Origin of the sequence: Flintibacter sp. P01028 (genome assembly GCF_041925235.1) — a bacterium.
GTDB lineage: Bacteria > Bacillota > Clostridia > Oscillospirales > Oscillospiraceae > Lawsonibacter > Lawsonibacter aceti.
This window is the reverse complement of record NZ_JBHEVC010000001.1, coordinates 239,505-261,138: the sequence shown is the minus strand read 5'-3', so window position 1 is coordinate 261,138 and position 21,634 is coordinate 239,505. Positions and strand designations below refer to the sequence as shown.

Below are 21,634 nucleotides of genomic sequence, written 5' to 3'. Positions count from 1 at the left end.
TTTGAGGACGCATTCGAATGAGACACAAGGCTCACTTTTTTCTGCCGCTGGCAGTTTTAGCTGCGGTGGTGTGCGCGGCTCTGTGGTGGGCATTTCTTAGCCCACATATGGTTTTCCAGCTCTATGACAGGGAGAACGAACGGGTCGTACTGGAAGTCCCGGCTGGCCCCGGCGACCAGCTCCGGCTGGAGATTGAACATTCTTTTGAGCACATTCCCTGGTACGAATATTACACCGTGACCGACGACGGCGCATTCAACCTGGATGCCATCGCAGTGGCGGGATACGGCGCGGGAATTCCGGCAGAAATGGACGTGCCCACCCACATCGAGGATGGGTTAGTCTGGATGGAGGAGATCAACAGCCGTTTTGAGCAGTTTAGGTGGATCACATCGGCTTCTTATATGAAGGGGCTGCAGCTCAATGGCGAGGAGATTTTTGACTTTCGGACACTGCCGGACGCCAGCCGAATCCGGGGTGATATGATTATGAAAAGGGGGTACCTCTCCATTGGCTGACATGGAAAAGAATCCTGTGATCGAAGCGTCGCCCATTGATGAGGCCAAGGGCGCAGAGATTATGGAGAAGTACGAGAAGGAGTCTCGTACCCGCAAATTTGACGCAGGCTGGCTGGTAAAGCTGATTTATTTTATCTGCCTGGCCTTCACTATCTACCACCTGGCCTATGCCTCTGGAATCCGGGCGCTCCAGATGGTCAGCATTAAGCACCACGCCATCCATGTGGGGCTTATCCTGGTGCTGGGCTTTGCTCTGTATCCCGCATTTAAAAAATCGACCCGCAGAAAGATCGTCTGGTATGATTGGGTGTTCCTGATCTTCTCTGCGGCCATGCCCATCTATGTGTTTCTGCGCTATCCCACTTTTATCTCCACTGGTTTCCAGGGAGAGATGATCGACGTAGTGATGGGCACCATCATGATTTTCCTGGTCATGGAGTGTTCCCGCCGGATCAGTGGTCCGGCACTGACGATCTTGAGCGGGATTTTCCTAATCTATGCCATCTTCGGCCGCTCTTTCCCCGGCGTATTCATGCACCGCGGTTACACCTGGCACCGGATCGTCACTTACCTGACTACCGATATCTATGGAATTTATGGCACCTCCATCCAGGTGTCCGCCACCTATATTGTGCTGTTCATCATCTTTGGCGAAGTCATGAACAAGTGCGGCATGGGCCAGTTCTTTAATGACATCGCCAACGCTTTGGCTGGTCACACAAAGGGCGGCCCCGCCAAGGTGGCCGTGTTGGCCTCTGGTTTCCTGGGCTCCATCAACGGCTCTGCTGTGGCCAATGTGGTGACTACCGGCACCTTTACTATCCCTCTGATGAAAAAGACCGGCTATAGCAAAGAGTTTGCCGGCTCTGTGGAGGCCACCGCCTCTGTGGGCGGCCAGCTTCTGCCCCCTATCATGGGAGCCGCTGCCTTTGTTATGGCAGAGACCTTGGGCGTCCAGTATGGAGAGATCATCAAGGCGGCTGTGATCCCGGCCCTGATCTATTATCTGGGTATCATCATCCAGGTACAGATGCGGGCCACCAAGGATAACCTACTGGGCCTGCCCAAGGACCAACTGCCTCGGGTGGGACAGGTAATGAAGGAGCGCGGCCACCTGCTCATCCCCATCGCCTTCCTGCTTTACATGTTGATCTGGAGCGGCAAGACGGTGATTTTCAGCGCCTTCTGGACTATCGTGGTCACCATTGTAGTGGCTCAACTTCGGCCCATCAGCCGTATGAGCGTCAAGGATATCTGTGAGGCCTTTGTAGCGGGCGCTAAATCCACTGTTTCTGTGGCTATCGCCTGCGCCTGCGTGGGTATCATCGTGGGTATCTGCGGCCTGACCGGTTTTGCCCTGAACGTGGCCAACACCATTATTAGCATTGGTCACCAAAACCTGTTCCTGACCCTGCTGTTTACCATGGTTACCTGTATGATCCTGGGTATGGGCCTGCCTTCCATCCCCTCCTACTTGATTACGGCCACCATCGCGGCTCCTGCTCTGGTGGAGCTGGGGATCCCCGCTATCGCGGCCCACATGTTCTGTTTCTACTTCGCCATGTTCGCCAACCTGACTCCCCCCGTTGCTCTGGCGGCCTTTGCCGCGGCTGGATTGTCGGGCGGCAATCCTATGAAGACAGGCTGGCAATCGGTAAAACTAGCCCTGGCCGGATTCATTGTCCCTTATATGTTCGTTTATAGTCAGCAGCTCCTGCTGATGGACGTAGATTTTATCAGTGGTACTCGTGTGGTCATAACCTCCTGTATCGGCGTGGTGCTGATCGGTGCGGCGGTAGAAGGTTATCTCTTTGGTCGGCTGAATCCGGTGTTGAGGGTCATTTCCTTTGGTGCGGCTATGATGCTCATAGATAGTGGCGCAATTACTGATCTGATCGGAATAGGTGGTTTGTTCGTCATCATTTTGTTCCAGAAATTTGTGGTTGCCAACCGGAACAGAAAACCTACCGCGGCATAGCAGCAATATTCTCTGAAACAGGTCACCCGGCAGAGATTCCTGCCAGATCGGCCCGCTATTTCAGGAAAAAACCCAGGTACTGGGATTTGCTGAAAGTAAAGGCCCCGCACTCCTTTGGGCGGGGCCTTTGGTTCTACTATAAGTTAAAATCGGTCTAAAACTGTAAAAAAGAAGCCGTTGGCCGCATTACTCTTGGGTGTTTTAATGAATGAGACCACTTTGCCGGGCTTGAATTTGGTACTGAGCATGGAGATGGAAACCCGAAGTGGCCGTTGCGATACCTTATAAAAATAGCCACACCTTAGGGTTAAGCCCCATAGGTACACAATGTGGACCTATGGGGCTTAACACCATGTATGGGGGAAATTAAGGCTTGTGGAGCACCACAGGCCTTAGTTTTTTGAGTAGGGAAACTCTCAGTTCTCGCAGAAAGGCAAATTTTCTGTCCACGGACTACGGTACATGGTTTGGAAATATTGCTTAATTTGATACCAACGCTACTCCTCTGCGTTCTTTATCATCATCAAAGACCAGTCGCTGTGTCAAGACAAAACATAATAAGGACATCTTTGGGACTGGGGATTCCATACAAACCGATACGGAACCGTTGGGGAGAGTTGCAGATGCAACTCTCCCCAACGGTTTTTTATATTCTGAAATTGCAGATTCTAATTTTCTACATATTGGATCAAATTTCCCTCTCGACTTTCCGACCGTCTCCCGGTATGGTTTGTTTGCCGGTCACAACGAGCAGAGGGGGGAGTAATGATGCTGCAAAAATCGTGTAAAAATCAAATCATAAAAAAGTGCATGATTTCCCTCTGCCAGTGGGTATCCTACCAATACGGCAAAAGGAACCGAAAGCCCACAGCGGAATTTGCCGCTGTGGGCTTTGCTGTACCTGTAAAATAGCCATATAGGACGATTGAGGAGGGATCTCATGAACAAACAAAAATCAATATCGGAACACATTTCGACGTATGCAAACCACCTCCGCTTGGAGGAAAAAAGCACGGCGACCATAGAAAAATATCTCCGGGATCTTCGAAACTTTACCCACTGGCTGGATGGGCGGGAGATCACCAAAGAGCGGGCGGCGGAGTGGAAAGCCCATCTGACAGAGCAGGGCTACGCCCCCGCCAGCGTCAACGCCATGCTCTCCGCCCTGAACGGGCTGCTGGACTTTCTGGGCCTCGGGGACTGCCGGGTGAAATTTCTCAAGCTCCAGCGGCGGATGTTCCGGGACGACAGCCGGGACCTGACCCGCAGCGACTACGACGCCCTCACCGCCGCGGCAAGAGCACAGGGCAAGGCGCGGCTGGCCCTGCTGATGGAGACCATCTGCGCCACCGGAATCCGGGTGTCTGAGGTGCGGTATATCACGGTGGAGGCTGCAAAAGATGGCCGGGCGGAGATCGCCCTGAAGGGCAAGATCCGGGTGATCCTCCTGCCCAACAAGCTCTGCCGCAAGCTGCTAAAATACGCCAAGAAAAACAAGACCGCTTCCGGCGAGATCTTTCTCACCAGAAACGGAACATCGCTCAGCCGCCGCCAAATTTGGGCAGAGATGAAGGGGCTGTGCAGGGCTGCAGGGGTCACGGCCAGCAAGGTCTTCCCACACAACTTCCGCCATCTGTTCGCCACGGCCTTTTACCGGGCCAGCCGGGATATCGTAAAGCTGGCGGACGTGCTGGGACATTCCAGCATCGAGACTACCCGGATCTACCTGCTGACCTCCGGGGCGGAGCATCAGCGGCAGCTGGACCGGCTGGGGCTGGTTTCATGATCACAGAATTCGCATTCTGACATGATAATACGGATGTCCAAACCATAAAACTACATATTATGTGTCCATTTTACCATAGCATTTCCAAAAGCACAAGCAAACCGGCCATATTTTGGCACGAAAATATAAGCCACAAAAAGAAATGCTTTTGTGGCCTGCTTTACTGCGGCTTTCCACCTGTCCTTGGGGCGAGGGGGAAGCCGTTTTTTATCCGCGTGGAATCTATTTGCCTACTGTGGATAAGCAAACAGAAAATGGAATGCGAATTCTGTGATGAAGGAGGGTGATGAACTTTGCGTACCTCGCTCTACGACTACTGCGCGGAGCGGAACGCGCTGGCCCTGCTGACCCAATGGCACCCAGTCAAAAACGGGTCGCTGACGCCAAGGCAGGTATCCTACGGCAGCAGGCAGAAGATCTGGTGGCTGTGCCCCAAGGGGCACGCATGGCAGGCGGCGGTCTATACCCGCACCAAGGGCAGCGGGTGTCCCTACTGCGCCGGGAAGCAGGCATGGCCGGGGGAAAATGATCTGGCATCCCAACGACCGGATCTGTTGGCTCAATGGCATCCCACTAAAAACCTGCCCATGACGCCGGAGCGCGTCACCGTGGGGGGCCACTTCAAGGCGTGGTGGGTCTGCGAACAGGGCCATGAATGGCAGGCCATCGTCAAATCCCGCACGCTGGGCGGCTGCGGTTGTCCCGTCTGCGCCGGCCGGGTCCTGATGTGGGGGGTCAACGACCTTGCCACCACCCACCCGGAGCTGGCAAAGCAGTGGCATCCCACGAAAAATGGTGTCCTGATGCCTCAGGATGTGGTAGCCGGAAACTCCCGCAAGGTCTGGTGGCTGTGCCCCAAGGGACACGCATGGCAGGCCAAGGTCTACTCTCGGGCCTGTGGCGGGGCGGGCTGCCCCGTCTGTGCGGGAAAGCTGGTGGTAGCCGGGGAAAACGATTTGGAGAGCCAGTTTCCTGCCATCGCCGCCCAGTGGCACCCAGAGAAGAACGGAACGCTGCTGCCCTCCGCCGTATCCCCGTACAGCAACCGGAGGGTGTGGTGGCGGGATGAACTGGGCCATGTGTGGCAGGCGACGGTGTCTGCCCGCACCCAGCACGGCAGCGGGTGCCCCTATTGTTCCGGGAAAACCGCCCTCCCCGGCTTCAACGATCTAGCGACGTTGGCCCCGGAGGTAGCCGCCCAGTGGCACCCCACCCTCAACGGGACCCTCACTCCGGATCAGGTGACGGCTGGGAGCCACAGAACGGCGTGGTGGGAGTGTCCCAGCGGGCATATCTGGAAAGCCATCGTTTATTCCAGAGCGGGGCCGCAGAAATGCGGCTGTCCCGTCTGTGCCGGCAGAGTCCGCCCGGAGCGGCAGGAACGCTACTGGCAGGTACTGGCGGAGGTGGAAGCAAAACAGGGCCGGTCAGCCAATTCTCGGCCCGAAAGAAAAACACAATAGGAGGAATGAGAAGTGAAAAAACGGATCTTAGCAATTTTGATGACACTCTGTCTGCTCACGGGGTTGCTGCAGGTCGGCGCAGTTGCCGCAGGAGACGTTGAATACTCCGGAGAGCGGAGCGAAAAAATCGTGTTTGACGGCGTGACGACCACGGCGATTCTGAATAATTTGACGATCGATGATCCGAAAGGTGAGAGTATCTTTGATGGGGCTGTCTCCGCCATTGATATCTGCAACGGAGCAGACGTCACCCTGATCTTGGCGGGCGAAAATGTCCTTCAGGGTGATACAAACAAGCCTGTCATCTGGGTGGAAGCCGGCTCCACCTTGACCATTGAAGGCTCCGGAAGTCTGGAGGTCTATGGTGACGCGACAGCCAGCAACGGCGCCGCCGGCATCGGCGGCGGATATAACGAAAACGCGTTTGGTGATATCATCATCAACGGCGGTACCGTCATCGTCCACGGCGTGGGCGGAGGCGCCGGTATCGGCGGCGGATATATGATCGGTAGCGGCACCCAGACCGGCAACATCACCATCAACGGCGGTTTTGTCCAGGCGTTCGGTGGCGAAATCGGAGCTTCTACCGGTGCGGGACTGGGCTCCGGCGAGAATGCCAACTTTAACGGCACGATCACCATCAACGGCGGCGTGGTCTATGCCGTGGGCGGCGACAGTGGCACCGTCAGCATCGGCGCCGGCGGCAGGGGGATCGGAGATCCCTCCAATCACGGATTCTTCTCCACCGGCGTGAACGGCAACGCTGTCATCGTGGCACCTAACGGGATCGGCGCCAATCAGGGCTTTGCTGATTGGGACGCCATTTTCTGCAGTTACAATAGCGATGAAACGACTGCCGCGGTAGAAAGCGATGGCACCGTCATTTTGAATGACAACAATGCCACCATTGAGGTCTGGGGCGACCCGATTCTGGACTATGACCTGACGGTCGCCAGCGCTACAACACTGTCCATCAAGGCCAACGACCGGACCAAGCAGCCGGTGAGCCTGACGATGGATGCCGGTTCCACCCTGACCAACAACGGCGAGATCGAACTGAGCGGTACCAACAGTTCAAGTGATACCTCCTATCTAATCCTGAAGGGCGATGTCGATCAGACTCGCGGCAGCGGAACGCTGGACGTGGCCGCTCCTGCGGCGGTGCAGTTACCCCTGACTGAAGAACTGGTGACCATTACGCCTGCATCCCCCCAAACCTATACCGGCAAAGTGCAGTCGCCCGATGTGACGGTCCGGTTGGAACTCTGGGGCTATGAGCAGGACTTTACAGAGAACGTTGACTACACGCTGGCCAAGCCTGTTGATCCGATCAAAAACGCAGGAACGTATTCTTTCCAGTTGGAAGCAGCCCATAGTGGAAACCTGCTCTCCGGAGAGGTGGAATTATCCTACGAAATCAAACCTGCTGACCTGACCGTGACCATGCCCCAAAGCTGGACGGTCTGGCGGGACAGCCTTCCCGATGGGCTTCCTTTCGCGCCGTCTCTGAGCAGCAGCATAGGACCGGAATATATACAGCGTGAAATTGGAAACTATGGAACCGTTACATGGTATGTTGACGAGGATTGCACGGAACCGTTGACCGATGTGAACATCCCCACAGGGCCTGATACTACGGTCTATTGGACATACACACATCAGAGCCAAAACTTTGAAAATAACCAGAGCGGCAGCATGGTGCTCCACATCTCCGATACCGAGCCTCCAATGGTGACCATTGTGGGAGGCGGAGAGGAAGGCAAAACCTACGGAGATGCCCCGTTCTACCTGACCGCCGAGATGACGGAGAAAGACGGAATAACAGAGGTCCCCATTGAAAGTGATGTGACATGGAGCAGCAGCAATGAGGCGGTCGCCACCGTCACCTCGAATACAAACGGAACCGCTGAGGTGACTATTACCGGTAAGGGGCAGGCGACTATCACCGCAACAATCGCGTCACACACAGGAGGTGACGGTACTACTGTATATCCCAGCGTGACCGGCACTTTCGTCCTGAACGTAGCCCCCAAGATCATCGCCGTTGATGAAACTGGCTTGATCCTGAATGAGAAGGCCGCAGAAGGTGGCAGCTATACATGGGCCTACAATGGGAAAAAGTCAGTGACGGTCTTTGGGCAAAATTACGCATCCGATGCGCTGGTTGCCAGTGATGAGGGCAAGGTTTTTCTGGGCGGCTCTGCCATTCTGGACAGTGCCAATGTAGGAACGCGCACCGCGACGGTCACCTATACCCTGACCGGAGAACGCGCCCCGCACTATACGCTGATCCCCGCTTCCAGCACAAAAACCGTGAACATTACAAAGGCTGCGATGCCTGCGGATGCTTCCGCGTCCGGAACGCTGACCATCACCAACGATCTTGCCAAGACCTATCTTTTCAACCTGAGAAATTTGACGCTGGACCTGCCCGATGGGCAGAGTCTGGGCGGGGCCGTGTCGTATGCGGTCAGCAGTTCCATCGATTTTACAGGCGGTCAATCTGCCTATGAAAACTGCATTACTGCCGCTATTCTCGGCGGAACGAATCTGAAGGTCCAGGTGGAGAAAGTCACCGGCACGATCGGTCCTGTTTGCAAGATCCCGGTCACGGTCATCAGCCTAAATTTCGAACCCTTCGACGCCTACATTGCTCTGGTGGCCGAAAAGGGAGAGACGGGACACTCCACCGGTGACATCACTGTGACGAACGAGGTAACAGGGACCGGCGCAAATCTCAATGATACATTTACCTACACTCTGAAGCTGGAACGTCTGCCGATCGCGGGCGGATCAGCATCGGTCTTTACCGCTCCAGTCGTCTACCGCGGGACCGGCACTGTGACTGGCGGCATCAGCGGTGTGGTCACCCCTGATGAAAATGGCGTGATCTCCTTCACCTTGAAGGGCAATGAGTCGCTGGTGTTTTCCGGAAATCTGGATCAGGACCACGGGATCGAATACACGGTCACGCAGACAGAAAACCACGGGTATACCACTGCTATTACCCATCAAACGCATGAAGATCCAAATCCCCAGACTCCAATAGCTACTTCTGAGGTGACCGGTCAACTTATCTGCGCCCATAACAACAATGATTCCGATTCCACAGAGTGGGCGGACATCCACTATACCAATACCAAATATGCTGGGATCAGCACCATCACCTATCAGGCCAACGGAGGCAGCGGCACTTCTCAGGTACTTCAGTATACGACCGGGACGCAAGTCACCGTGCAGCCCAACAGTTGGTTCACCCGTTCCGATCATTACTTCACAGGCTGGAATACGGCTGCTGACGGCTCAGGTACGGCATATGCCTCTGGTCAGCAAATCGCTGCACTGGATTCCAGTCTGGTGCTGTATGCCCAGTGGAGCTATACTGGCGGTAGCGGCGGCGACCATGATGATGACGATAACTACACCCTGTATTACCACTCCAATTTCGGAAGCGACAAGCGCTTCTACCAGACCCAGAGCACCAGCGCCATGAAGGTGCGGGACTACGGGGACATGAAACTGCTCCCCGACCGGGACGGCTATGAATTCCTCTGCTGGAATACCGAGAAGGACGGCAGCGGCAGGGACTACGACTCCGGAGACACCTACCGGGTCAGCGGCACCAGCTCCCATCTCTACGCCCAGTGGGTCAAGACGGCGGTCACCCCGGATGACACCGGCGTTTCCCGCTGGCTGAACACCCATGACCACATGGCCTACCTGTCCGGCTACACGGACGGGAACTTCGGACCGGACGACAATATGACCCGCGCCCAGGTCGCCCAGATGTTCTACCGGCTGCTGCTGGAGAAGGATGTGCCTGTTACAGTGCAGTTCAGCGATGTCCCGGCTGATGCTTGGTATGCCACCGCTGTCAATACGCTGGCCTCTCTGGGCATCGTAAACGGCATCGGCAACAACCAATTCGCACCTGAGCGCCAGATCACCCGTGCAGAGTTTACAGTCATCGCCATGCGCTTTGGCAAGCTGGATACCAGCGGGAGCAACATCTTCACCGACGTCAAGGCGGACGACTGGTTCTACGATCAGGTGGTGGGCGCGATCAAGTACGGCTGGATCGGCGGTTATGCAGACGGCACCTTCCGCCCCAACAACACCATCACCCGCGCTGAGGTCACTACCATTGTGAACCGGATGCTGGGCCGGGCGGCGGATACAGACTTTGTTGCCGCTCACGCCGATGAGCTGCGCAAGTTCGCTGATGTGCCTGCAAGCTACTGGGCTTATGAGCAGATCATGGAGGCCACCAATACCCACGAGTATAGAAGCTCCTCCGGCGGGGAGAAATGGACGGGCCTCGTGAACTGATTGAAAGGCCATATGAGCCAATTCACTATGAACGCCTGTAAGAAAACAAGCGGGCATCTCCTCGCAGTGACTCCCAAATGAGAGGAGGGCGGAACGGCACAGCCGTTCCGCCCTCCTTTTTACGGGACGCTGAAAATCAAGGGAAGATCATTGCTCCTTGGGATGATCTTCCTCTTCTCCGGAATGGTGCAGGCTCTCTTCCTTTGTAAGCTCTTCCAGCTCACCGCTCATGGTCAGTTGAATCGCCTCGCGGAGAAAATTAGCCACAGCCTGCTCATCAGCCCCCATCCCTTTCGGTGTAAATATATTGTCTATCACCTCTGCATTGGCCTGATAGTCGGCAGAGGAGTCCTGATCGCACCAATCCCGCAGGCTGGTATGCCCCCCTCTGGCTCGCCGGATCTGCTCCTCAGCGGTGATCATGATCCACTTCGGATCTTCCGCCGACAGATCCAGGTGCAGCATGTCCGTGAACCGCTGGCCTGGAACAAAGTCAATGTTTCGCTTGATCTGTTCCCGCCAGGGTGTCCGGCCCGGCTCCGGCAGGCTGACCCGAGCCGCGTCATGGAACTTTAACTCACCGCCCGGATCGATCTGCCGCAGAAATTCCGGTGCGGAGATCCTGCCTGTCTGGTAGTCTTTTTTTGCCTTGCGCGCTTCATCCATCCAGACATCATACTGCCCTCTGTCAAATTGGAGCAGGCCGCCGGAAACGCCCGGCCCTGCCAGCTCCAGACGGTTGGCCCGTTCCTCCAACCTGCGGCGCAGCCGCGCATGGTCTGCATATGCTGCATCGGTATCCTTGCGGAACTGCCGCATATGGTTCGGTCCTGCTTCTTTACAGGGCACACCGTCCACTTCGCCGTAGCAGTACAGCGATACCGCTTTTGTCTTGGGCACAAAATACCGCCAGCAGTTTTCGCACCGGGCGATCCTCTGCTCATCCTGCTGGAAGTAGAGGGACAGCTCTGCCAGAAGAAGCTCGTACAGATCGCTCAGGGCATACTCCCTGCCCTGCCCAATGGGGGACCCGTCCGCTTGGGGTAGAAAACGAATGAGAAACGCCCGGTCGATCAGGCCCGGCCAAGTGTCCTTCAACGCACGAAAACGATCCTGCTGCGTCCCCCGCTCGAAGTCTGCAAAGCCGATCTCAAAAAGATTCCGCATCCGATTCTGGAGAAAATAAGGCCGGCGCAGTGCGTTGAGGACGGCAAAAGCCTTTCGAGATGGGAAGATGGGTTTGCCGTCATACAGCATCTTCGTGGCGGGGTCCAGATGATACAGGACATCCCAATATGCTGCGGGTGAGGTCTCCGCAAGCTGTTCCGCCAGAGGGAGCGCCTGCCGCGCGAAGTCCTCGTAGTCGGCGTAGGGGACCTCTCTGCGTTCTTCAAACACAGCGTGCTCCTTCCACAGCCGTTCCACACGGGCACGGTAAGCAGAAAAATCAAAATTCACGAAGTCTACCAGTTCCATGATGGGCGACAGTCCGCACAGGCTCTGCTGCTTCCCGTCCGGCATCACTCCGATCAGGTCGATCTTCTTCCCGGTATCTGTCAGAAGATAGATGCCGGGTTTTCTGTTTCTGTCCATAGTCTAACCTCACCGTTGCAGGAACTTTCTGCAAAAATCTGAAAGACCCTTTCCCATGTATCTCTCTGCTTTTTTATCTTACCATGAAGACGAAGAAAAAGGAACTGCCCTCAAAACAAGAGGACAGCCGGATCAGAAAGGGTGTGGAACAGTTGAAACCAAATTTGAAGCTGATCTCTATGAACGAGATTCAGACGGAGGAGGTGGCATGGCTCTGGTATCCCTATCTGCCCAGAGGGAAACTGACCATCATTCAGGGTGACCCGGGCGAAGGCAAGACCACCTTTGTGCTGGCGGTCATCGCTGCCCTGACAACGGGGGCGTCCCTGCCGGAGAGCAGTCAGGAGCTGAAGCCGCTGAATGTGATCTACCAGACGGCAGAGGATGGACTGGCCGATACCATCAAGCCCCGGCTGGATGCTGCCGGCGCAGACTGCTCCCGGGTGCTGGTCATCGACGAGAGCCAGCGGGAGCTGACTCTCTGTGACGAACGTCTGGAACAGGCAGTCCACCAGACAGGCGCACAGCTGGTGGTACTGGACCCGATCCAGGCATACCTGGGAAACGATGTGGACATGCACCATGCCAACGAGGTGCGCCCCGTCCTGAAACGGGTGGCGGCTATGTCAGAGCGCACGGGCTGCGCGGTCATCCTCATTGGGCACATGAATAAGGCTCAGGGATTGAAGTCCGGCTACCGTGGACTGGGCTCCATCGACTTCCGGGCCGCGGCCCGGAGCGTGCTGGTAGTGGGCCGTCTAAAGGAGGACCCAACGGTCCGGATCGTAGCCCAGGACAAAAACAGTCTGGCTCCTGAGGGGAGATCGGTGGTATTCCAGTTGGACGAAGAGCGGGAATTTTTATGGAAGGGTGCCTGTGATCTCACGGTAGACGATGTGCTCAGCGGTGGCGGAAAACTCCAGACCAAGACCACACAGATGGAAGACGAATTGGAGCGGATGCTCACGGAGCCTGTCCCGGCAGAAGCCGTGCTGTACCGGGCCAGAGACTTGGGCGTGTCAGAACGCACACTGATGATCGCCAAAAAGAATCTGGGTGTGATCTCTGAGAAGCGGGGAATCCAGTGGTACTGGCGGCTCCCGGAGCAAGGCTGTAAGGATGTAACCGTCTAAGGACTTTGCACCCTTGCACCCTTCCTTCTCTGCGATTCATAGTTGCGAGAGGATCACGCCCCCGCCGGGGGGATTCCTCCCTTTAGGGAGGGCAAGCATCGCGTCCGGCTATACGCCGGCCACCGTTCCGGGGCGCTGCCCCGAACCCCGGTTTCCAGGGGGAGCTGTGAGGAAGGAGTATTCATGCAGAGAGAAAAGAAAACGGAGATCATCACCCTGCGGGTGACGCCCCGTACCAAAGAGCGCATCCGGGCTAAGGCGCAGGAACTGGGGCTGACCGTCACCGATTACCTGTGCTACAGCGGACTGGGAAAAGAAATCGTGCGGGTGGACGGACTGGACCCGATACGCTCCGAGCTGAAGGCTCAGGGGCGAAACCTGAACCAGCTCACCACTCTGGCCAACATGGGAAAGGTCACCGTGGTGTACGGTGACAAGCTGGCGGAGAGTTACCAGCAGATCAGCGAGCAGATCCGTCAGCTCCTGCGGGAGGTGACCTGAGATAGCTACATTCACCGCAATCAAGAACCGGGGCGGAGGCCGAGGTGTGCTCGGCGGTGTCACTCGCTATGTCAGCCAGAAGGAAAAAACACTGTGGGAAGGACAGCGGCTGGTGTCCGGATGGAACTGCACCGCCCAGTCTGTCCTCTCCGAGATGCAGCTCACCAAGGAGCGGTACCGGAAAACAGATGGGCGGCAGTACTACCACTTTGTCCAGTCCTTCACAGAGACGGATGAGCTGACGCCCCAGGAGGCCCACGCCATTGCTCTGGAGCTGGCCCAGCGGGAGTTCCCCAACTTCGAGGTACTGATAGCCACCCACATTGACACAGACCATCTGCACAGTCACGTGATCGTCAACAGCGTCAGCTTCCGGGACGGCAAAAAACTCCACCAGAGCGCCGCCGACCTGCAAGCCCACCGGACCGTCAACGATGAGATCTGCGCTGCCCACGGTCTGGAGATCCTACCTCCGCCGAAAAAGCAGGTCAAGCAGAAGCGGATGAGCAGCCGGGAATACCGCTCCGCCGCCAAAGGTGAAAGCTGGAAGTTCCGGCTGATGAACACCATCGACCAGTGCATGAGGTACGCTTCCACCAAAGAGGAGTTCCTCGCCCTGATGGAGAGTGAGGGGTATCAGGTGCGCTGGACGGATGGCAGGAAGAACATCACCTACACCACACCGGGCGGCATGAAGTGCCGCGACGACCGGCTCCACGATATAAAGTACACCAAGGAGGTCATGGAAGATGAGTTCAGAATCCGGGCAGAGATTGTCTCTGGAGGAATTGAAGCAGCGGAACCTACCGCCGCAGGGCACTCCAAGCCAAACGGAACCCATGCCACCGGAACATCCGACCCAGCAGGAGTGGAGCGAACTGCTGGCACGGCTGGAGCGCCTGGAAGCCAGCGTCGGCGCACAGGAGGCCCCGCTTCGGGCGTTGAGCCGACAGGTGGGGCAGCTACCCACTCAGGAGCAGATGGAGGAACAGGCGCGGGAGGTGGCCCAGCTGCGGGCGGCAGTACAACAGGCTGGGAGGAAGAAAGAACTCTCTATCTCTCCGCCCGGTTTAGATACAGCGCTGTCCGTGCTGGTCTGGCTGATCCTGCTTCTGCTGGGGACTATGGTGGGCATGGTGGTCTTGCGGACCATCTGGTCCGGCTTGGCCGCAGTCTGGAGCGCGGTCAAAGTGCTGATCCCGTGATGGACAGCACCACCATGCGTCAACGCTCCGACCGCAAGACCTTGCACAGAGAGCAGGAAAAGAAGATTGTCCTCGGTCATAAGGAGGACGATCATGAGGAAGAACAGACTTGGCAGCAGACCATGGGCTGAGGCCAACCATTCCCTGATATGGGAAGAAAGGCGAATATGAAAAAAGATTACGAGGCATATCGGGACACCGGCGTTCTGGGTAGTTATCACCCTGGGATGGCCGTACTGAGGGAGCAGCGTGGTGGCGAGGTCCTGACCACATTCCGGGACACCAATTATCAGCAGCGGGAGGATCGCCTGGAGAGTCAGCGGAAGATGCTCATCCGGGGGAAAGTGTTCCTTGTGACCTCTGTGTTTCCCTCTGAGGCCATAGCGACGCCCACGAACAAACTGCTCTCCCTGATCGACGCGGAGCTTTCCGACCAGAGTCACAGTGCCTGATGTTTTAGTGGACTTAGGGGAGCCGGTGATAGCGATAGGTAATCCTTTGAAGTTATCGCCAGATTTTCCCCCGCTCCGCACCGTGCATGCGGCTTTCACCGCACACGGCGCTCCATCGGAAATGAATTTCAACGGTTTTAAACACAACTTACACACTTCGTTACAGCATTAAAGAATGATTATACGATAGCTGGCGTTCCCGCCAGTTTCCGCAGCTTATTGAGTTTTTCCAGTTGTTTTTTTGTTCAGTTGGAGTTGTTTTAGGTACTTCTGTATCGTTTCTTCTAAGGTGGCATGGATAAGCAGGTGAACCGCTTCGGTCACGAGGACAAGGTTGCTGTATTTGTCGGTTCCGCCGTTCTCCAGCGGCACTTTGTGGTGACAGCGTATGTCATAGGGCATAAGTTCTGCACCAGTGATGGCACACCGCCCGTATTGAGCCGCAAACAACGAAATTCTGTTGTCTGCAAATTCAATGCTTTTATCCAGCACAGGAGTTCGCATAAGCCATATCATCGTGTCGGTGTTTACACCGAGATTTTTATGGATTTCTGCCCGTCCTTCCGGTGTGTACCGGTTGACAGTTTTCTTCTTGTGCTGGGCGTCCCGTGTCTGAACGTACCCAATCGGAATGAGCGGGTATCCGTTCAAAAACCTTAGCTGTTTGCTTTTCCCATATCGCTCCTTTATGAAGCCACGTTCCAGTTTTCCGTTTCGGGTCAAGCCACGCAGTCTGTTTGACATTTGCTTTTTCAGCCCCTGCGCCAGATCAGGAAAGTCTTCGCTGACACGGGTTGCCAGACGGTAGTAATTATGAAGTCCGGCAACCACCGAGTTATACTGCTGTATCGCGATATACTGACTTTGGCTGTCAGCCGGGGTCTGTATCGCTTTAATCGCAGCCGAGATTTTCTCCTTTGCGTGCGCAACCGCCTTGTCGCTCATGTGTGAGCAGACTACATACTTTTTCCCTTTGCGGTATAGCTTCATCTTAAATCCCAGAAATTCCGAGTACCGCTGTTCCATGTTGATTACCTTTGACTTTTCCGGGCTAATGTCCAGCCCCAAACGGTCTTTCAGCCACTTCTTTGTTGCCTCGAACGTTTTTACTGCGTCCTTGTAACTGCGGCAGAAGATTTTGAAGTCATCGGCATATCTTACGAGATACATTTCCTTGAGATTGCTCCGGCGCAGAGCCCGGTAGGTATGACTTTTAATGTCCGTACCGCGTGCGTTCTGCCGGGTCTTGTATTCATAATGGGTAGGCATATTTTCCCACTGGGAAGATACCCACCAGTCCAGTTCGTTCAGCACGATATTTGACAAAAGCGGTGAAAGTATGCCGCCCTGCGGCGTTCCCTTTGTCGGGTAAACTCTCTTGCCATCAGGAAGAACGATAGGCGCTTTCAACATTTGCTTGATAATGCACAACAGCTTTTTATCCCGGATGCCCAGTTCCCACATCTGCCGTATCAGTTTCCCATGGTTCACGTTGTCAAAGAAGCCGTGAATATCCAGGTCAACCGCATAGTGTAAATGCTGTATCTGCATGAGCCGACAACACTGTGCGATAGCGTGCTCCGTGGAGCGATTTGGGCGAAAGCCGTTGGAACGCTCATGGAACTTTGCCTCACATATCGGCTCCAGCACTTGCAGAATACATTGCTGTACGATACGGTCAACGATTGTGGGAATACCCAACGGTCTTGTTTTCCCGTTGGGTTTTGGGATTTCTACCCGCCTTACCGGGCGGGGGTTGTACCAACTGAATTGTTTTTGGATAAGCCGGACGAACTTCTCCTCCTCCATAGAAGCCAGATGTTTAATCGTCCTCTTGTCCACGCCGGGAGTACCGCTCCCTTTGTTTCCCTTGATTGTCCGATATGCCAGCTTGATGTTTCCCTCACTTGCCATTAGGCCAATAAGGTTATGAAAGGTCTTGCCTTTCAGACTGTCGGCATACAGACGGTCAAAGGTGCTTTGCAGGTCGTAATACTCCGTATAGCGGATTTTACTTTGTTTCGGTTTGTGTGTTTGCTGCTCCGAAGTCAACACAGGCACCCGCTCCTTTCGGTTTGGATTTTCTTTGTCATACTCGAAGCTGTGTTTGTTGTGTTTTCAGTATTTTTAATTCATTCCCGACCTGGGGCCGTCCCTCCACAGACTTATTATTTCTGCTTCATCGGTACCATGCCCCTACTCTCACTGGGATTAAGTACGGTTATACCGGTTTTATCCGGCTTTCCCGTCCAACGGCCTGCAACGGCTTGTTTCATACGTTCCCAGCTTTCCACGTTCCGACAATCCTATCATGAGATACTTTTAGGTGCTTCCTCTAAGCCTGCGCCCAGTTCCAAAAGAACCTTGCCGCCTGTAACAGCACGTGGAGTTTCATAACAACCAATCTTACTAATCCACGGACACGCCATATCAATGGCCGTATGCCTTTCGACACACTCACAACGTTTAGACTCGTACATTCGGAAGTAGTCAGTGCGGTCGGTCGCACATTCTCACCATGAGTATCTGACACCCGGCATATAGGTGACGCCGCCCACCTCTGGGCAGGTTTCGTGCGGATTGCTCCGCTTACGGCCACTCTCTGCCGACTTCACCGAGCTTTTGACCATGAAGCGGTTGCACCCTTCAAAGCCAATCGGAGTATCAGTGTGGGCGTTTCCAGGCGTTACCCCTTCATTCCACCCATCGGATTGTCAGTTCTCCTAAGATTTCAGGCTATAAAGCCCTTCGACTTAGTGCCTAACCTTTTCAGTTAGGAACGTGTCGCACGGGTATACTGTCCGTACCCCATACCGGCTTGCCCCTGGAAAAGGAGGTTACAGAATATGGCAAGCCAAAAATACAATATCTTATACGGAAGACTCAGTCAGGAGGACGAGCGGCAGGGTGAATCCAACTCCGTCCATAACCAAGAGCTAATATGTAGAGGGTGGTTTCTACCATCTAATACATATGACTGCGGCTCATTTGTGGTGAATTGAAAAGCAGTTGTAAGAAAGGAGCAGAAAAGCCTTATAACCGCTACAAATTCAACGCAGAAAGGAGCTGTTGCTTATGAAATCTCTATTTGAGGAAATGGGCGGTATATATCGTCAGGTGGGCGATTATTTCATCCCTAACCTTATTTTGCCGGATGACAGCGATTATCAGATCGGCAAATACGGACGTTTGCGCCGCAGCTATCTGAAAGAACACCGTAAAATCCTTTACACCAACTATGTGGTGGAGGGTACATTGTTCAAGCACCTGTCCGAAATCGACCAAGCCTGCAACGAGCGTATGGAAATCATCGTTCCCGCTATGGCGAAGCAGGAGGGCGTGACCGAAGCACTCAAAGCGGCTGACCAAATGGAATGGGTGCGCCGTAAAAACAGCATCCACAGCCGTGCGGAGGAAATCGTCCTACACGAATTGGTATATGACCAGTAACAACATAATCAAAGCCCACGCTGCCGACAAGAAAAATCGGAGGCGTGGGCTTTTTACGTCATGTAGGTAACACCAACAAGGCCGAACGTCAAGGGTCTCCGTGCCGCTTTGCGGCACTCCGATGAACGGAGTGCCGCCGCCCTTGACCTCCGCCTTTGCTGGCGTTTGGTGGTAATCAAGGCGGCAACGGATAAATCCGCTGCCGCCACAACAATTATCTCATTAACTTACTTATTCGTCGTTATCTTCGATGCTTGCCATAAGTCGGTCAAAGTCACTCTGATATGTTCTGTCCTGTAAAACACGGAATTTTTCAAATTCGCTTTCTGCAAACGCCTTTGCAATCGCAGCGGTCACTCTGCCTTTGTCATGCAAAATATCTTCCTCGTTGAACTGGAGGAACGCATCCAGACGGCTCACCCAATCCTGCATATACATGATGTTTCCCCGCCGTGCCTGTCTTTCGGCATAGTCCAGATACATCGTCACGATCTCATTCAGATTGGTCATTTCCGCTTCGTTTAAGTAGTTTTTGGCAATCGAAACATCTGACTTGCGAATGCGGCCCTGCGGAGCGTTTTTCCAAGTGGTCAAGCCCATATTGGGTTTTGTGCTGTCGGCTCTGCCATAGACAATCTCAGCCGCCGTATGGTGGGTAACGGCGTAGTGGAGCTTGTTCTGCACCGTTGCGAAAAACTCTTTTGTAATGGGGCTATTCACATCATAGTCTGCGCTGCACTGAGAGTAGATGTCCGTAATCTTCTGATAGAAGCGGCGTTCACTGGAGCGAATATCACGGATGCGCTCCAGCTGTTCCTCGAAATAGTCTTTGCCGAAGAAGTTTTCCGGCTCACGCAGCCGTGCGTCATCCATCACATAACCCTTGATGATGAACTCTTTTAATACCCGGTTTGCCCAAATGCGGAACATGGTGGCTTTTCTGGAGTTTACACGGTATCCGACGGCGATAATGGCATCCAGATTATAGTAGTTGGTATTATACCGCTTGCCGTCTGCCGCAGTTGTTTCCATTTTGGAAACAACTGATTCCTCCATCAATTCGCCGGATTCAAAGATGTTTTTCAGATGCTTTGAAATGGCAGCTTTCTGGACTTCAAATAGTTCAGCCATTTTTGCCTGTGTCAGCCACAGGTTTTCCTGATACAAAAGGATTTCAATCCGAACATCGCCGTTGTCAGTTTTATAAAACAGGATTTCCCTCGTTTCGTAGGGAGTCAGTCCGTATTCTTCGTTCATATCCATTCCCTTCCTACTCCTCGTTCTTGTTCTTTGCCCTACTCTTGTAAACATTGTGCTTGTTTTTACACTGAGGGCTGCAAAATACGGCGCTCGGTCTGCTTGCGACAAATGCTTTGGTGCAATGTCGGCACAGGCGGATCGGATTCTCGCTGTCGGTCAGCATAAAGCTGAACATCATCTGTACGCCAAGCAGCAGCGAGTGGAAATCCCATACGATTGTCGGCTTGTCCAGCAGAAGAATATGGTAGGTGGGCGCAATGCCGCCAAATGCCGCCATGCTCTCCTGCATGATCTGCCGGGTATCCTCGTTCAGCTTATCGTAGTCCTCATAATAAAGGAAACTGTTGACATAGGTAAAAGCCCAATCAATAAATTGCTGCTTTAACCAGTCGTAGCGCTCGGCATACTCACGCTGAAAGCTCATATTGACTGCCATTGGCTTATCTGTCATGGTCATGGCCAGCGCCATCATAATGCGGTCATTCTGGATATTCCACATGGATTCCACGCCACGCTTGATAACATCCAGTTTGTCAAAGGGAAAGAACAAATCCAGATAATCCTCCGTGGACATGGTTTCCTCTTTGATGAAATGGTTTTTCGGCAGGTACACCGCCTCATAGTCCATGAAACTGGGCGTGGTCGGCAGTGCGGTCATCAAACCGAACAGGCCGTACTTGACGGCAAACTGCTGGATCGCCTTTTGGATTTCCGCATCAGGCTTCTCACTCATGCCCATGCGCCCTATATTGATGGCATCCAGGACGATCCGTTGATACTCCGCCAGCGGGTCATAGATGCTCGGCTGTGCTGTCTTTGTGGGCGTGAGATACAATGTGCCGTCTGCCGCCTCTTTCCATTCATATTCGCTATATCGCACCCAGTTGGAACTGGTGCGTTCAAAAAGGTGTTTCATATACAAAACCCTCCGCTATGTATTGTAACCCGAATAATTCTATTTCATATTAGCATTATACTATTTCTGTGCTTCTGTATCAACCGCTTTTCCGTTGTCTGATAAAAAAGCCTTCTCCATTAAAGTCATCGGCTGCTGCTTTTCTGCCTTATCTGTAAGGGCGGAAAGCAGCTCTTTTCGTATCTTTTTCATCATTGTGTTGCGCACCTTTCGGATATTGCGGTCACTCTGCTGCTGTATAGCGGCAATCCTTGTGGAGCTGAACAACCGGACAGCCCACAGGAACAACAGCTCTTTGTGATCCTCTTTCAGCTCCAACAGGATTTCAGACAGATATTCCTCCGTCACAAGCTCGTGTATATCGTAAGGACAATAGAAAATTGCGTCAATGAAATCTCCCTTGCGTATCTGCTTTTCCAGAACATCATTCAGCGTATCTGGGAAAAAGAGTTCATTGGCAGATGCGCCGTAATCAAAGGGAACATCGTCACCGCTGCGGCTGAGTTCGTGGTAGCGTTCTCTGCGCTCCCGGTTGGCGTCCAGCTTGTCCCACCAAGCGATCACCTTTTCAAAATCCCGTTGTGTTCTGGCGGCATCCTCCAGACGGGCAAGGGCTTCTGCCCGCAGCTCCCGTTTGAGCTTCTTTCGTTCCGGTTCCTCATCTCCGGCATCGTCCTCAAAGGGATGTTCTTCAGCATCGGCTTCCAGCCTGTCTATGATATTCTGCTCCAGAGCGATCTGCCGCTGCGCCTGTTCCGCTGATTCAGCTTCCGCTTCCTCCGGGTAGTTTTCGTCGCTGCTGTCCTCGATATCTTTCTTCTTTCGCTTCCGTTTTGGTTTGTCGGGAGGATCAGCTATCTCAGTATCAGCGGCATCCTCGTCATCCCAAAGGGCGTTTTCATCATCTTCTTCGTCATCATCTATGTGCTCAAAATAATCGTCCTCATATTCTTCATCTTCATCCCTGTAATCATCCTCAAACACCGCAGACACCTCCCTTCACAAATATTTTTGAAATTTTCTGCAATTCTCCTTGAAAACAGTTCCGCT

The 21,634-nt window shown here is 54.1% G+C and carries 14 protein-coding genes and 1 pseudogene; 10 read left to right on the top strand and 5 right to left on the bottom strand.

Annotated elements, in window-relative coordinates:
* The first annotated feature begins 17 nt into the window (after window positions 1-17).
* From ACEVJK_RS01305 to ACEVJK_RS01285, 5 genes are all read left to right on the top strand, one after another.
* A complete protein-coding gene (locus tag ACEVJK_RS01305; protein WP_240287186.1) occupies window positions 18-518 on the top strand; it encodes a DUF1850 domain-containing protein in 501 nt (166 codons plus the stop codon).
* A gap of 1 nt (window position 519) precedes the next feature.
* Complete coding sequence (locus ACEVJK_RS01300; RefSeq protein ID WP_374740037.1) at window positions 520-2,496, top strand: TRAP transporter permease; 1,977 nt, start codon at window positions 520-522, stop codon at window positions 2,494-2,496.
* 940 nt (window positions 2,497-3,436) lie between these two features.
* Entirely contained in the window at window positions 3,437-4,282 is an 846-nt protein-coding gene (locus ACEVJK_RS01295) for a tyrosine-type recombinase/integrase (protein ID WP_374739827.1), read from the top strand.
* Window positions 4,283-4,575: 293 nt separating this feature from the next.
* Window positions 4,576-5,745 carry a zinc-ribbon domain-containing protein gene (locus ACEVJK_RS01290; RefSeq protein ID WP_374739826.1) on the top strand — a complete coding sequence of 390 codons (1,170 nt, stop codon included), beginning with the start codon at window positions 4,576-4,578 and terminating at the stop codon, window positions 5,743-5,745.
* Window positions 5,746-5,757: 12 nt separating this feature from the next.
* Entirely contained in the window at window positions 5,758-10,074 is a 4,317-nt protein-coding gene (locus tag ACEVJK_RS01285; protein ID WP_374739825.1) for an S-layer homology domain-containing protein, read from the top strand.
* Between the two features lie 147 nt (window positions 10,075-10,221).
* Here the strand turns inward: ACEVJK_RS01285 and ACEVJK_RS01280 are convergent, their stop codons facing one another.
* On the bottom strand, window positions 10,222-11,667 hold the full coding sequence (locus ACEVJK_RS01280) for a hypothetical protein (protein WP_374739824.1): 1,446 nt from the start codon (window positions 11,665-11,667) through the stop codon (window positions 10,222-10,224).
* A 152-nt stretch (window positions 11,668-11,819) separates the two neighbouring features.
* Here ACEVJK_RS01280 and ACEVJK_RS01275 point away from each other — a divergent pair, with 152 nt between their 5' ends.
* The 4 genes from ACEVJK_RS01275 to ACEVJK_RS01260 all read left to right on the top strand — a co-directional run bounded on the left by ACEVJK_RS01275 (window position 11,820) and on the right by ACEVJK_RS01260 (window position 14,958).
* The gene (locus ACEVJK_RS01275) at window positions 11,820-12,800 is read left to right on the top strand and encodes an AAA family ATPase (RefSeq protein ID WP_374739823.1); all 981 of its coding nucleotides are present in this window, start codon (window positions 11,820-11,822) and stop codon (window positions 12,798-12,800) included.
* 183 nt (window positions 12,801-12,983) lie between these two features.
* On the top strand, window positions 12,984-13,301 hold the full coding sequence (locus ACEVJK_RS01270) for a mobilization protein (RefSeq protein WP_374739822.1): 318 nt from the start codon (window positions 12,984-12,986) through the stop codon (window positions 13,299-13,301).
* A 46-nt stretch (window positions 13,302-13,347) separates the two neighbouring features.
* On the top strand, window positions 13,348-14,637 hold the full coding sequence (locus tag ACEVJK_RS01265; RefSeq protein ID WP_374739821.1) for a relaxase/mobilization nuclease domain-containing protein: 1,290 nt from the start codon (window positions 13,348-13,350) through the stop codon (window positions 14,635-14,637).
* 36 nt (window positions 14,638-14,673) lie between these two features.
* A complete protein-coding gene (locus tag ACEVJK_RS01260; protein ID WP_374739820.1) occupies window positions 14,674-14,958 on the top strand; it encodes a hypothetical protein in 285 nt (94 codons plus the stop codon).
* 179 nt (window positions 14,959-15,137) lie between these two features.
* Here the strand turns inward: ACEVJK_RS01260 and ltrA are convergent.
* A pseudogene (ltrA, locus tag ACEVJK_RS01255) lies at window positions 15,138-17,019 on the bottom strand (group II intron reverse transcriptase/maturase).
* Window positions 17,020-18,033: 1,014 nt separating this feature from the next.
* On the opposite strand from ltrA, the gene ACEVJK_RS01250 reads away from it, so the two are divergent.
* Window positions 18,034-18,408 carry a TnpV protein gene (locus ACEVJK_RS01250; RefSeq protein ID WP_374739819.1) on the top strand — a complete coding sequence of 125 codons (375 nt, stop codon included), beginning with the start codon at window positions 18,034-18,036 and terminating at the stop codon, window positions 18,406-18,408.
* 231 nt (window positions 18,409-18,639) lie between these two features.
* Here the strand turns inward: ACEVJK_RS01250 and ACEVJK_RS01245 are convergent, their stop codons facing one another.
* Genes ACEVJK_RS01245 through ACEVJK_RS01235 form a run of 3 tightly spaced genes read right to left on the bottom strand, consistent with a single transcriptional unit; the run spans window position 18,640 to window position 21,568 of the window.
* Window positions 18,640-19,665, bottom strand: coding sequence for a virulence RhuM family protein (locus tag ACEVJK_RS01245; RefSeq protein WP_374740035.1), 1,026 nt, complete (start codon window positions 19,663-19,665; stop codon window positions 18,640-18,642).
* Window positions 19,666-19,678: 13 nt separating this feature from the next.
* Window positions 19,679-20,584 (bottom strand): hypothetical protein, encoded by a 906-nt coding sequence (locus ACEVJK_RS01240; RefSeq protein WP_374739818.1) that lies wholly within the window; start codon window positions 20,582-20,584, stop codon window positions 19,679-19,681.
* Between the two features lie 60 nt (window positions 20,585-20,644).
* Window positions 20,645-21,568: a hypothetical protein gene (locus tag ACEVJK_RS01235; protein ID WP_374739817.1), complete on the bottom strand. Its 924-nt coding sequence runs from the start codon at window positions 21,566-21,568 to the stop codon at window positions 20,645-20,647.
* Window positions 21,569-21,634 lie beyond the last annotated feature (66 nt).

What these genes read in the sequence shown, in the direction of transcription:
- ACEVJK_RS01305 (WP_240287186.1), top strand. Translation starts at nt 18, where the DNA reads ATGAGACACAAGGCTCACTTTTTTCTGCCGCTGGCAGTTTTAGCTGCG.
- ACEVJK_RS01300 (WP_374740037.1), top strand. Translation starts at nt 520, where the DNA reads ATGGAAAAGAATCCTGTGATCGAAGCGTCGCCCATTGATGAGGCCAAG.
- ACEVJK_RS01295 (WP_374739827.1), top strand. Translation starts at nt 3,437, where the DNA reads ATGAACAAACAAAAATCAATATCGGAACACATTTCGACGTATGCAAAC.
- ACEVJK_RS01280 (WP_374739824.1), bottom strand. Translation starts at nt 11,667, where the DNA reads ATGGACAGAAACAGAAAACCCGGCATCTATCTTCTGACAGATACCGGG.
- ACEVJK_RS01270 (WP_374739822.1), top strand. Translation starts at nt 12,984, where the DNA reads ATGCAGAGAGAAAAGAAAACGGAGATCATCACCCTGCGGGTGACGCCC.
- ACEVJK_RS01260 (WP_374739820.1), top strand. Translation starts at nt 14,674, where the DNA reads ATGAAAAAAGATTACGAGGCATATCGGGACACCGGCGTTCTGGGTAGT.
- ACEVJK_RS01250 (WP_374739819.1), top strand. Translation starts at nt 18,034, where the DNA reads ATGAAATCTCTATTTGAGGAAATGGGCGGTATATATCGTCAGGTGGGC.
- ACEVJK_RS01245 (WP_374740035.1), bottom strand. Translation starts at nt 19,665, where the DNA reads ATGAACGAAGAATACGGACTGACTCCCTACGAAACGAGGGAAATCCTG.
- ACEVJK_RS01240 (WP_374739818.1), bottom strand. Translation starts at nt 20,584, where the DNA reads ATGAAACACCTTTTTGAACGCACCAGTTCCAACTGGGTGCGATATAGC.